Below are 12,445 nucleotides of genomic sequence, written 5' to 3'. Positions count from 1 at the left end.
TATTTTTCATTAAGGTTATTAAAAACAATTATTCTGTTCCTTCCAGAGATTCTTCAACCTGGAAGAAAGATTCATCTTTCTGAGGAAGGGAAGAAGCTCCCATCAAAAACTCATCAACCTTGACAGCAGCTTCTCTTCCTTCAGAAATTGCCCATACAACCAAAGATTGGCCCCTTCGCATATCTCCGGAAAGAAATACTTTAGGATTGGTACTTTGATAGTTTTTGGATTTGGGCAATGTGTTTTCCATACTCTCTACCCCAAATGCTTCCAATAAACCATTTTGGGCAGGCCCTGTATAACCTATAGCAATAAATGCTAGGTCGCAGGGTACAATTCGTTCTGTACCTTCTACTTCTTCAAAATTCATTCGCCCATCTTTTTCCATCCATTCCAGATCTACCAGCTTCAGTCCAGTGACTTCCCCGGCTTCATTGCCGATAAATTCCTTGGTCAAAATGGAAAATACTCTCTCGGCGCCCTCTTCATGGGAACTGGATGTTTTGAGCGTCATAGGCCATTCAGGCCATGGATTCAAGACTGTTCTCTGTTTAGGAGGCTTGGGTAAGAGCTCTAATTGAGTAATGGAGGCCGCACCATGTCTATTGGAAGTTCCTATACAGTCACTACCGGTATCTCCTCCTCCAATGACGATCACATGTTTTCCTTTTGCAGAAATAGGGTTTTCCTCTATTTCTCCACCGACAACCTGATTCTGTTTTCCTAAGAAATCCATGGCAAAATGAACTCCTTTGAGATCAGAACCTCTAATATTCAACGCTCTGGGTTGAGCTGCTCCGGTAGATAATACTACCGCATCGAAATTTCTGAGGATATTTTCTGCTTTGATATTGAAGCCAACCTCCGTCCCGCAAGAAAAAATAACCCCTTCTTGCTTCATCAAATCAATTCTTCTGTCTATCACCCATTTTTCCAATTTGAAATCTGGAATACCATATCTCAATAAACCTCCGGGTTTCGCGTCCTTTTCAAAAACAGTCACCTCATGACCTACTTGATTCAGCTGATCTGCAGCTGCTAATCCAGCAGGGCCAGAGCCAATGACAGCCACGTGCTTGTTGGTTCTCTTTTTGGGAGGATTAGCCTGGATTAGTCCTAATTCATAGGCTTTTTCAGCGATACTTTTTTCAATGAGTTCAATCGCAACAGGGTCTTTGTTGATACCCAATACACAGCTTGCCTCACAGGGAGCAGGACAAATCCTACCTGTAAATTCCGGAAAGTTGTTGGTGCTCTTCAAAATACTGATCGCCTGAGCCCAGTCCTTTTCATAAACTGCATCATTGAACTCAGGGATTACATTTCCCAATGGACAGCCGTTGTGGCAAAATGGTATACCACAATCCATGCATCTCGCCGCCTGATGATTTAATTTTTCGTCAGAAAACGGCTCATATATCTCCTTGTAGTCTCCCACTCTTTCCTGTGGGTCTCGACTGACAGGGGTCTCTCTTTTAAATTGTATAAATCCTTCTTTCGCTCCCATCTTACACCAATGATTTTGATTGTTCTAATGCTCTTTTCTCCAAAACTGCCTTGTAATCTCTAGGAATCACCTTGATAAATTTGAGCTTGGACTTTTCCCAATCCTCCAAGTATTGACTTCCCAAAGCACTATTCGTCAGCTTAACATGCCTTTTCACAAAGGATTTGATGGTGTTGTAATCCTCTTCTGTCAAAGGATCAATATCCACCAATTCAGGGTTGACTTCTGTGATATAATCGTGCAAAATATAAGCTATTCCACCACTCATACCGGCAGCGAAATTTCTTCCTATCTCACCAAGATTGACGACTAATCCTCCTGTCATATACTCACAGCCATGATCTCCGATTCCTTCCACTACAGTTTTGACACCGGAGTTTCTCACACAGAATCTTTCTCCACCTTTACCATTAATATAGGCTTCACCGGAAGTAGCTCCATAAAATGCCACATTCCCTATGATGATATTTTCCTCAGGTTTGAACTTGGCATTTCGGCTTGGATAGATTGTCAGCCTTCCTCCGGATAGTCCTTTTCCGAAGTAATCATTAGCCTCTCCTTCCAGTTCAAAGCTTACACCTTTAGTCAAAAAACCACCAAAAGTCTGTCCCGCAGAACCCGTAAACTTGAATTGAATGGTATCATCCGGTAATCCTACACTTCCATAAATTTTGGAAATCTCATTGGAAAGCATAGCACCGACTGCACGGTCTGTATTTTTGATTTGAAAGTGGCCAGAAACTGCAATCGCCTGTTCCAAGGATGGAAGAGCTGCTTTGATAAGTTTTCTATCCAATACTTCCTTCAAATCCCAATCCTGATCGATCTGTTTGTGGATACCCACATGATCCGGTACTTCCACTCTATGGAAGATTGGTGATAGGTCTACCTTATCCCATTTCCAATGATTCAGATGACCGGTGGATTGCAATACATGACTTTGGCCCACCATTTCGTCTATGGTTTTGAAACCCAAGGATGCCATGATTTCTCTCAAGTCTTGAACCAAGAAATAGAAATAATTCACTACATGCTCAGGGTCTCCCGTAAAGAGTTTTCTCAGTTCAGGATTTTGGGTGGCTATACCTACAGGACAGGTGTTAAGATGACATTTTCTCATCATGATACAGCCTTCTACTACTAAGGCGGCGGTTGAAATTCCCCACTCCTCAGCACCTAAAAGTGTTGCGATTGCCAAATCCCTTCCGGTTCTCAATTGTCCATCCGTCTGAAGCACTACTCTGCTTCTCAGGTTGTTTTTTACCAAGGTTTGATGCGCTTCTGAAAGTCCCAACTCCCATGGCAAGCCTGCATGTCTGATGGAAGAGAGCGGAGAGGCGCCTGTACCTCCATCTGCTCCTGAAATCAAAATCACATCAGCCATTGCTTTAGCTACTCCGGCTGCCACAGTTCCTACTCCGGCTTGGGATACCAGCTTCACATTGATTCTAGCCTTTCTATTGGCATTTTTCAAATCATAAATCAACTGAGCCAAATCCTCAATTGAATAAATATCGTGATGGGGAGGAGGCGAAATGAGGCCTACCCCCGGGGTAGAATGGCGAACTTTTCCTATCCACTCGTCTACCTTGTGGCCAGGTAATTGTCCACCCTCACCAGGCTTGGCTCCCTGTGCCATTTTAATTTGGAGTTCTGCTGCATTAGTCAGGTAATTACTGGTTACTCCAAACCTTCCCGATGCCACTTGCTTGATCGCAGATCTTTCCCAATCCCCATTTTCTTTTTTCTGAAAACGGATTTCATCCTCTCCACCTTCTCCAGAGTTGCTTTTAGCTCCGATACGGTTCATGGCGATGGCAAGAGTAGTATGAGCTTCATGAGAAATTGACCCAAAAGACATAGCTCCTGTTGCAAATCTTCTCATGATGCTTTCTGCAGGCTCGACTTCTTCCAGAGGTACCGAAATTCTCTTCTTGAACTCGAATAATCCTCTTAAAGTCAAAGCATCTTTTGACTGCTCGTTGATTTTATCAGCAAATTTCTTGTACAGTCCGTAATCGTTGAGTCGGGTTGACTTTTGAAGCAAATGGATGGTTTCAGGATTGAAAAGGTGTTTTTCCCCCCTTCTTTTCCATTGGTAAACACCTCCGGTTTCTAAAACAGGACTTTCTGTATGATAAGCCGCTCTATGACGGATCAACACCTCTTCCGCAAGTTCATCAAATGAAACTCCAGAGATTCTGGAGATGGTGCCTTTGAAGCATCTGTCTATGACTTCAGGTCCTAATCCAATGGCTTCGAAAATCTGAGCTCCCTGATAAGATTGAAGTGTAGAAATTCCCATTTTGGAAAGAACCTTCAATAATCCTTTTCCTATGGCTTTTTGATAGTTATAAAATAATGTTTTCTGATCTTTTACTTCCGGGAACATGCCTTTTTGGAACATGTCCAATAAAGACTCCAGCGCCAGATATGGATTGATTGCAGAAACCCCATAACCAATTGCTGTTGCAAAATGATGGGTTTCCCGTATGTCTCCTGATTCAAGTACCAAACCGGCTTTGGTTCTTATCTTCTTTTTAACCAGGTGGTGATGCACAGCACCGATCGCCAATAAAGATGGAATTGGTGCCCATTCTTCATTGCTATTTCTGTCTGAAATGATCAGAATATTTTTTCGCTCGGCAATGGCATCCTCTGCTTCCTGACAAAGCTTATCCAATGCTTCCAATAATCTGCCTGGCTGATGGTCTGCGTTAAAATGAGCAAACAACTTCTTAGCTCTATAGCCTTGGCCTTCCATATTCTGGATTTTTTCCAGAGACTCGTTGAGCAATACAGGCTGAGAGATATGGATTTGTCGAGTATGCTGAGGGCTTTCTTCTAGTATATTGTGTCCTTCACCAATTCTAGTGAAGAGGGACATCACCATTCGCTCCCGAATCGGATCAATCGGTGGATTACTTACCTGCGCAAATAATTGCTTGAAATAATTGGCGATATGTTGGCTTTGCTTGGATAAGACAGCAAGCGGTGTATCTGCTCCCATGGAACCGATAGCTTCTTGCCCGCTTTTACCCATAGGTCCTAGGACCACTTTCAGTTCCTCAGACGTATAGCCAAATACCGTTTGGCATTTCTTAATATTTTCTGTGGAATATGGATGACTCAAAGTTTCTGGGTCTGGCTCCAGCCTTAACTTGATCCGCTGTTCATTTACCCATTGTTCATAAGGCTGCTTTCGGCATATTTCTCCCTTGACTTCCTCATCAAAGAGTACTTTTCCTTTTTCCAAATCGGCCCAAAGCATTCTTCCAGGACTGATTCTACCTTTTTCAGTAATTGTAGCTTCCCGAATTGGCAAAGCTCCGGCTTCTGAGGAAAGGATTAATCGTTGGTCTTTGGTGATGAAATAGCGAAGTGGTCTCAGACCATTTCTATCCAAAGTGGCGCCTACTGATTTTCCATCTGTAAACAAAAGGGCTGCAGGACCATCCCAGGGCTCCACTAAGGAGGCGTGAAATTTATAAAATGCCTTTCGGTCTCTGTCCATGACCTCGTTATCCTGCCAAGCTTCAGGTACCAGCATCATCATAGCATGAGGCAAGGATCTTCCGCTCAATGTCAATAGCTCCACCATGGCATCCAAGTTGGCTGAGTCTGAGTTCAGCTTATTGGTGATAGGCATCAGTTTTTCCAGTTCTTCATCAGAGAAAAACTGAGTTTTCATCAGCGTTTCCTTAGATTTCATTTTATTCAAATTTCCTCTGATGGTGTTTATTTCACCATTGTGAGAAAGAAATCTGAATGGCTGAGCCAATCTCCAATTAGGGAATGTATTGGTGGAAAATCTTGAATGGACGATTGCAAAAGCAGATTCTATTTTACCGTTTTGTAAATCCTTGTAAAAGGGTAAAACCTGATCAGTTCTCAACTGACCTTTGTAGATTAAGGTCAGGCTACTGAAGGAGGCAAAATAGAAAGATTGGTTGACACCAGGGATCTTGGAATTGACCTCAGAAGTAGCAAAGTTTCTTAGTACATACAGTTTTCTTTCCAAAGCAATCCCGGTGAGCCCTTTTTTGTGCTTGACAAAAAGCTGCTCAATATTGGGCATAACTTCCAATGCTCCTGATCCTGGAACTGTTTCGTCTACCGGAACAGGTCTATAGCCAATGAGTTCAAAGTCAAGATCTTCAATGATCTGGTTCAGTAGCTCCTTTGATTTTTTGAAAAGTTGCTTATTTCTGGGAAAAAAAGTCATACCTACCCCGTAGTATCCTTTTTCGGGTAGACTGATTTCTGTCCTTGCGGTAATATCTTTTAGAAAGTCATGAGGAACCTGAATTAATACACCTGCTCCGTCTCCGGTTTTAGGATCTGAACCCCGGCCACCTCGGTGCTCCATATTGCTAAGCATATATAAGGCGTCACTGATTGTTTCATGAGTGGGATTCCCAGTCAAGTCCACCACAGCGCCAATGCCGCAGGAGTCATGCTCAAATTCTGAGCGGTATAACCCTTTTTGCATATATTTCAATAGATTTAATAGGTTCAAAATTTCCAAAAAATACGAAAAAAAATCCTTTTGTTAAAATAAAGGCAATGAAACCAAGCTTTTGCTGATAATTTTCTGATGAATTAGATTTTTTTTAATTATTTATTAAATAAAAAGAGGTCCTAAAAATTAATAATATCCGTTTTAAAAACAGTTTTTTTAAAAAATTGGGGTAAAAATTTAACCTGTTTTAGCTTCAATTGTGTGATTTTTCTGCAAAGTGCCTGAAATCTGGTTTACGGAAAAAATAATAAAAAATTTTACAGCTTATTTTTCTCTAATAGCAACTCTTTTTTACTCAATCGATTTCGAAAGCCAAATAATATTTTGTAATACTTATTTAACTAAAAATGAGTGAATCAATCCGTGAATGGATGAGACCCATCTTGATGCTGATCTTTCAGATGTACTTTTACCTTTTTGATTCTTCTGGCATCTACTGCCAAGATGGTAAATTCAAAATATTCAAAATGGATTTTTGTTCCATTTTTAGGAAGCTTATTATTCAATTCTAACAAAAGACCTCCCAAAGATTCACTTTCGCCTTTGACATCATCAAAGATTTGGGAATCAAGATCCAGTTTTTTGCAAAAGTCATTCAAGGATATTTTTCCTTCAAATATGAAAGTGGAGGAATCGATCTCCTGAAAAAACATATCGTCCTTATCATCGAACTCATCGTTGATTTCTCCAATGATTTCCTCTATCAAATCCTCTAAAGTTACCAAGCCTGAAGTTCCTCCATATTCATCTACCACGATGGCCATGTGGACTCTTTTTTGCTGGAAATCCTTTAGTAAGGTATCTACTCTTTTATTTTCCGGAACGAAAAAGCTTTTTCGTATTAATTCTTTCCAGGCAAAATTTTCATCCCGCTCTATATAAGGAAGAAGATCCTTGATATATAAGATGCCTTCAATATTGTCTATGGTTTCATGATAAACCGGAATTCTGGAATAACCGCTTTTATTGATTTTATCCATCAATTCATGAAAATCCATCTCGGTGTCAACGGCGGTAATTTCCATCCGGCTTCTCATCACCTGCTTTACAGAAAGAGTTCCAAAGTTTACGATACCTCTTAAAATGTCCTTTTCTTCATTAGGAGCATCTTCAGTAGTAATTTCTAAGGCTTGGTTTAATTCATCAACCGAAAGTGAATAGCCTTTCTTTTCTATTTTTCTTTCAATTAGGTTACTGATTGCCATTAGAAAGAGGGAGATAGGCTTGAGGATGGTTGAGAAAAAATTGATGGTCGGGGCCATGATAAGGCTGAATTCAATTTTGGCCTTGTTGGCATATACTTTTGGTACAATTTCCCCAAAAAACACGATAGCGAAAGTGACACCGATAGTTTGTATCATGATCACCACTATGCCTGTTGCGTTCATTCCAAAAATACTCCAGGAAACGAATGTGGTCAAGGTGACTATCGCAATGTTGATCAGGTTATTCAGAATGAGAATAGTACTGAGTAATTGTTTGGGGCTACGAAGGAGCCTGGCAACATGCTTACCATTTTTAGTCTCTTCATCGGCAATGGACTCTAAGTCCTCATTGGAAAGAGAGAAAAAAGCCACCTCTGAGCCTGAAACTAAGGCAGAGCCAAGCAACAGGAGAATAAAAAGTAAACCGTTAAATAAAAGGTACCCTACGGAGGGCTGAGTAATTTGAGTAAGTAAATACCAACTCGGGTAAGGGTCGTCCATGTACTAAACGAGATGTTTGATGCAAAATTAAACAATTCCCCTGAATATCAACTTCAGGGGAATTGAATCAGAATGGTAAATCGTCATCTTCTGTATCCGGACTAAGATCCGGTCCTTGATTTCCTCCTCCTGTGGCAGCAGGTGCGGGGTTAGGTCTGGATTGGCTAGCAGGTGCTCCCATTCCGCTACTTTCCTGTCCCGGATTTTCTTGTTTAGAGCCAAGCATGGTAAAACTTAAAACTCTGATTTTGGTCCTTTTTCTATTTTGGCCCTGATCATCCTGCCAAGTATCGGATTTGATCTTTCCTTCCACGTAGATTTGCATTCCCTTTTTCAGGTACTGCTCGGCAATTTTCGCCTGACCACCCCAAAGCTCCAAATCGTGCCATTCGGTCTGATCTACACGGTTTCCATTTCTGTCCTTGTAAGATTCAGTTGTAGCCAATCTCAAATTTGCTACTACGTTGTCGCCTTCTAAATATTTCACTTCCGGGTCTGCTCCTAAATTCCCCAAAAGGATCACTTTATTTACTCCTGCCATAGCTTCTTATTTATAATTCTAGATCTAATTTTTGAAGTTAATCAAAAGCCCTGATCGTTCAAAAAGTTCACAATCAACTTTGGCTTGGCCAAGTATTCTATTTTTTCTTCTTCAACCAGTAAAAAGCCATTGTTTTCGGCCCATTCATTGAGATGAGCGATTTTTTCTTCCGGAAATTCTACCTCTGAGAAAACAGCATTCAGTTTCTGATGTGACAAAATATGTCGGTAATTTTTCGGAAACTTGACTGGAGTCTTTGCTGCTTCCGGCAAATTGAATTCAGATTCAGAATTTTCCTTCGTTTGCTCCACATGTGGAAAATCAAATAATCCTTCCCAGATATCGCCGGAACTTCTTTTTTTCCATACCCACTTTTCTCCGCATCGGATTACATAATAGTGTAGATGTCTTTCCTTGATTTTAATCTTATTGATTTTCACTGGAAGATCCTTGACCATCTTGTTATTCAAAGCAAAACAGGAGGATGATAAAGGGCAGGTATCACAAGATGGATTGGCAGGGGTGCAATGCCTTGCCCCAAAGTCCATCATGGCTTGATTGAATTCTCCTGGATGATCAGCCGGTATTAACTGGTCAGCTAAGGCTTCAAATTGTTTTTTGCCTTTGCCGCTGGCAATATCTGTCTCAATTCCAAAATAGCGTGCCAGGACTCTAAATACATTTCCGTCTACCACTGCTTTGACTTCTCCAAAAGCGAAACTTGCAATTGCTGAAGCAGTGTAGCTTCCCACACCTTTTAATAATAGGAGTTCTTTATAGGTTTCCGGAAAATTCCCGTCTAGTTCATGCCAAACGTATTTTGCACAGCTGTGGAGGTTTCTGGCTCGGCTGTAATATCCCAGACCTTGCCAAAGGCGAAGTACTTCTTCTTCCGGGGCAAGGGCCAAATCTTTCACGGTAGGATAGGCCTCGGTGAATTTGAAATAATAAGGCATTCCCTGGGCAACTCTGGTTTGCTGGAGAATGATTTCTGAGAGCCAAATTTTATATGGATCTTGGATTCCTCTCCAGGGAAGTTCCCTTGGATTTGCCCTGTACCAACTTAATATTTGATGGGAAAATAGTTGATTATCAGTAGCTTTGCTATTCATGTAAGTATAAAATCTTTCGTGTAAATCTGGTGAATTTTTATGGATTTGTTTTTTAATTGCATTGCATCTCGTACATTTGCAGTCCCAAAAACACTTGGTTAATAGGTCGTTAAGCTTATTTCGTAATTTCTAAATTAAAATCACAGTGACAAAAGCAGAAGTAATCACCAAGATTTCGGACAAAACCGGAATCCAGAAGGATGATGTGACACAGACCATTGAGGCGTTCTTCAAGGTAGTAAAAGACTCTATGTCTGAAGGAGAAAACATTTACGTAAGAGGTTTCGGTAGCTTTATCAACAAGAAGAGAGCTAAGAAAATTGCACGTAACATCTCCAAAAATACAGCGATCGTAATCGATGAGCACTACATCCCGGCATTCAAGCCTTCCAAAGTGTTTATTGAGAAGATCAAAAACAGCAAAAAGATCAAGGAACTAGCTCCTCAGGATTAAGTCTAAGGAGACTTTGACATGAAAAAATCACAGCTCTTTCTCATAATCATAGGTGTTGCGGCGGTAGTGGCTCTTTATGCACTGCCGAAAATTGTAGTGGATAATGAGGCTCAGAATACAGTAGGTGAAAACCAGTCTGAACATTCTCCATCAACTTCTGCCAATACCATGCATGAGAATGAGCTTTCTCCTGAAAAAGAAGCTACATTAGCTCAGTTGAAAGCAAAGGCAGTCGCCGGCTCAGAAACAATTTCTGAAGACATGAGACAGCTAGCTTCTCTATATCAGGAAAAGGGGAAGTACGACAGTGCGGCTTACTTCTTGAGTTTGGCAGCAAATCAGACAAACGATTTGAGTTTGGCTGAGGAAACCGGTAATGCTTATTTCGAAGCATTCACCTTTGCGCTGGATCAGGAAAAGGTAGCCTATCTTGCCGGACAAACCCGAGATTACCTCAATCGAGTATTGGATAATGATCCTACTCGGATGGATTTGAAATCGAAGATTGCGATGACTTATGTGTCTTCAGCCAATCCAATGCAAGGTATAGCCATGCTGAGGGAGATTTTGGCAGAGGATCCGCAGAATGAAGACGCCATATTTAATATGGGAATCTTGTCCATGCAATCAGGTCAATATAAAAAGGCGACTGAACGATTTGAAGAATTGATTCGTTATCATCCGGATAATCTTCAGGGGCAGTTTTACTTGGCTGTCAGCTATTTCGAAGCCGATCAAAAAAACAAAGCGAAAGCTCAGTTTGAGAAAGTAAAGGGGATGACCCAGGATGCTATGATTCTGGAGAGTGTTCAGAGCTATCTTGACAGATTGTAATTAAATGTATCACTATAAATAATAAGACTATGCCTTGCGGTAAGAAAAGAAAAAGACATAAGATCGCTACGCACAAGCGTAAGAAAAGACTAAGAAAAAACAGACATAAGAAGAAGTAATACACTTCTTCTTATACCCGTTTTTTGACAAAAACACACGTTCATTTACATAGTATAAGACGAGATTTTGAGTACGGAATTGTTAATTGATTCTGCTCAAAACGGGAGTCGAATAGCCCTTTTACAAGATAAAAGCTTGGTTGAGTTGCACTCAGAAGGAGTGGACAATCAGTTTAAAGTTGGGGACATCTACCTGGGTACAGTGCGAAAAATAGTCAATGGGCTGAATGCAGCTTTCATTGATGTAGGCTACGAAAAAGATGCCTTTTTGCACTACCAGGACTTAGGTCCTAATTTCAACAGCTTAGGCAAGTTCACCAAAATGGTGCGCAACAACAACTATAGCAATTACAATCTGAAAGGCTTTCAAAACGAACCTGAAATCGATAAAATCGGCAAGATTTCAAATATTCTTTCTAAGAATAACCAAATCTTGGTTCAGGTCGTCAAAGAGCCAATCTCTACCAAAGGGCCCCGATTATCCTGTGAGCTCTCTCTTCCTGGTCGATACCTCGTATTGGTGCCATTTTCGGATTCAGTCAATGTATCCAAGAAGATCCGCAGCAGCGACGAGCGTAAAAGACTTCTGAGACTCATCAATTCTATCAAGCCAGCTAACTTCGGTGTTATCATCCGAACTGTAGCAGAAGGTCAGTCAGTTACAGAACTGGACAAAGACCTTCGAAATCTTCTCAATAATTGGGAAGAAGGCATGAAGAAATTGCTGAAAGCCAGAAGCCGAGACAAGATTATAGGAGAGATGAGTATGGCTTCCTCATTAGTGAGAGACCTACTCAATGAATCCTTCGATGCAATCACCGTAGAAGAAGAATCCACTTACGATCAGATCAGATCCTACATCAGGACAATAGCCCCTGAAAAAGAAAAAATTGTTAAGCTTTACACAGGTAAAGCCAAGCTCTTTGAAAGTTTTGGAATAGAAAAGCAGATCAAAAGCCTGTTTGGTCAGACGGTCAGCCTCCCTCAGGGAGGATATGTGATCATCGAGCATACGGAAGCCTTGCACGTCATAGACGTCAATAGCGGGAACAAGTCCAATCAGGAAAGTGACCAGGAATCCACAGCATTAAAAACCAACCTGGTAGCTGCTAAAGAAATTGCCAGACAACTCCGCCTCCGAGATATGGGAGGCATCATCGTTGTCGATTTTATCGACATGAAGAGGGCCGAAAATAAAAAGGCCATTTACGAAGCGATGAAAGATGAGTTGAAAGCTGACAGATCGAAACACACTGTTTTGCCGCTGAGTAAATTTGGACTCATGCAAATCACCCGACAGCGTGTCCGGCCGGAGGTCAATATCGTGACGAAGGAAACCTGCCCGGCATGTAACGGCACAGGCAAAATCCAGGCTTCTATCCTGGTTGCCGATAAATTAGAAAAGGATTTGGATCATATAGCCACCATCCAAAACGTGGAAAAAATCCAAATCGGGCTGCATCCCTATCTGCATGCATACTTTACTACCGGTATTATCAGCCGCAGAGTAAAGTGGTTTTTCAAGTATTATAAATGGATTAAACTGATCAAAGATTCTTCCCTACCGGTGACGGAATACAGATTCCTAGATGAATCTGGAGAGGAAATAGAACTTCAAGTAAAAAGCGAGACTGAGTAAGTCTCGCTTTT

Annotated in this window: 8 protein-coding genes; 3 read left to right on the top strand and 5 right to left on the bottom strand. The window is 41.2% G+C overall.

Annotated elements, in window-relative coordinates; translation table 11 throughout:
- Positions 1-28: 28 nt before the first annotated feature.
- From BM073_RS05945 to mutY, 5 genes are all read right to left on the bottom strand, one after another.
- On the bottom strand, positions 29-1,507 hold the full coding sequence (locus BM073_RS05945; protein ID WP_091651821.1) for a glutamate synthase subunit beta: 1,479 nt from the start codon (positions 1,505-1,507) through the stop codon (positions 29-31).
- A gap of 1 nt (position 1,508) precedes the next feature.
- Positions 1,509-5,999: a glutamate synthase large subunit gene (gene gltB / locus BM073_RS05940; RefSeq protein WP_091651818.1), complete on the bottom strand. Its 4,491-nt coding sequence runs from the start codon at positions 5,997-5,999 to the stop codon at positions 1,509-1,511.
- Positions 6,000-6,385: 386 nt separating this feature from the next.
- Positions 6,386-7,735 carry a gliding motility-associated protein GldE gene (gene gldE / locus BM073_RS05935; protein WP_091651815.1) on the bottom strand — a complete coding sequence of 450 codons (1,350 nt, stop codon included), beginning with the start codon at positions 7,733-7,735 and terminating at the stop codon, positions 6,386-6,388.
- Between the two features lie 67 nt (positions 7,736-7,802).
- Positions 7,803-8,276 carry a single-stranded DNA-binding protein gene (locus BM073_RS05930; RefSeq protein WP_091651812.1) on the bottom strand — a complete coding sequence of 158 codons (474 nt, stop codon included), beginning with the start codon at positions 8,274-8,276 and terminating at the stop codon, positions 7,803-7,805.
- Between the two features lie 41 nt (positions 8,277-8,317).
- Positions 8,318-9,388 carry an A/G-specific adenine glycosylase gene (gene mutY / locus BM073_RS05925; protein ID WP_091651810.1) on the bottom strand — a complete coding sequence of 357 codons (1,071 nt, stop codon included), beginning with the start codon at positions 9,386-9,388 and terminating at the stop codon, positions 8,318-8,320.
- Between the two features lie 145 nt (positions 9,389-9,533).
- Between mutY and BM073_RS05920 the strand changes: the two genes are divergently transcribed.
- The 3 genes from BM073_RS05920 to BM073_RS05910 all read left to right on the top strand — a co-directional run bounded on the left by BM073_RS05920 (position 9,534) and on the right by BM073_RS05910 (position 12,434).
- Positions 9,534-9,842 carry an HU family DNA-binding protein gene (locus tag BM073_RS05920; protein ID WP_091651807.1) on the top strand — a complete coding sequence of 103 codons (309 nt, stop codon included), beginning with the start codon at positions 9,534-9,536 and terminating at the stop codon, positions 9,840-9,842.
- Positions 9,843-9,860: 18 nt separating this feature from the next.
- Entirely contained in the window at positions 9,861-10,676 is an 816-nt protein-coding gene (locus BM073_RS05915) for a tetratricopeptide repeat protein (RefSeq protein WP_091651805.1), read from the top strand.
- 186 nt (positions 10,677-10,862) lie between these two features.
- A complete protein-coding gene (locus BM073_RS05910; RefSeq protein WP_091651802.1) occupies positions 10,863-12,434 on the top strand; it encodes an Rne/Rng family ribonuclease in 1,572 nt (523 codons plus the stop codon).
- Positions 12,435-12,445 lie beyond the last annotated feature (11 nt).

The organism is Algoriphagus ornithinivorans (genome assembly GCF_900115305.1).
Classification (GTDB): Bacteria; Bacteroidota; Bacteroidia; order Cytophagales; family Cyclobacteriaceae; genus Algoriphagus; species Algoriphagus ornithinivorans.
The sequence above is the reverse complement of the archived record's forward strand: the minus strand, read 5'-3'. Positions and strand labels throughout refer to the sequence as shown.

Excerpts from the sequence above, each read along its gene's own strand:
- gldE (WP_091651815.1), bottom strand. The coding sequence starts at position 7,735 with ATGGACGACCCTTACCCGAGTTGGTATTTACTTACTCAAATTACTCAG.
- gltB (WP_091651818.1), bottom strand. The coding sequence starts at position 5,999 with ATGCAAAAAGGGTTATACCGCTCAGAATTTGAGCATGACTCCTGCGGC.
- mutY (WP_091651810.1), bottom strand. The coding sequence starts at position 9,388 with ATGAATAGCAAAGCTACTGATAATCAACTATTTTCCCATCAAATATTA.
- BM073_RS05930 (WP_091651812.1), bottom strand. The coding sequence starts at position 8,276 with ATGGCAGGAGTAAATAAAGTGATCCTTTTGGGGAATTTAGGAGCAGAC.
- BM073_RS05945 (WP_091651821.1), bottom strand. The coding sequence starts at position 1,507 with ATGGGAGCGAAAGAAGGATTTATACAATTTAAAAGAGAGACCCCTGTC.
- BM073_RS05915 (WP_091651805.1), top strand. The coding sequence starts at position 9,861 with ATGAAAAAATCACAGCTCTTTCTCATAATCATAGGTGTTGCGGCGGTA.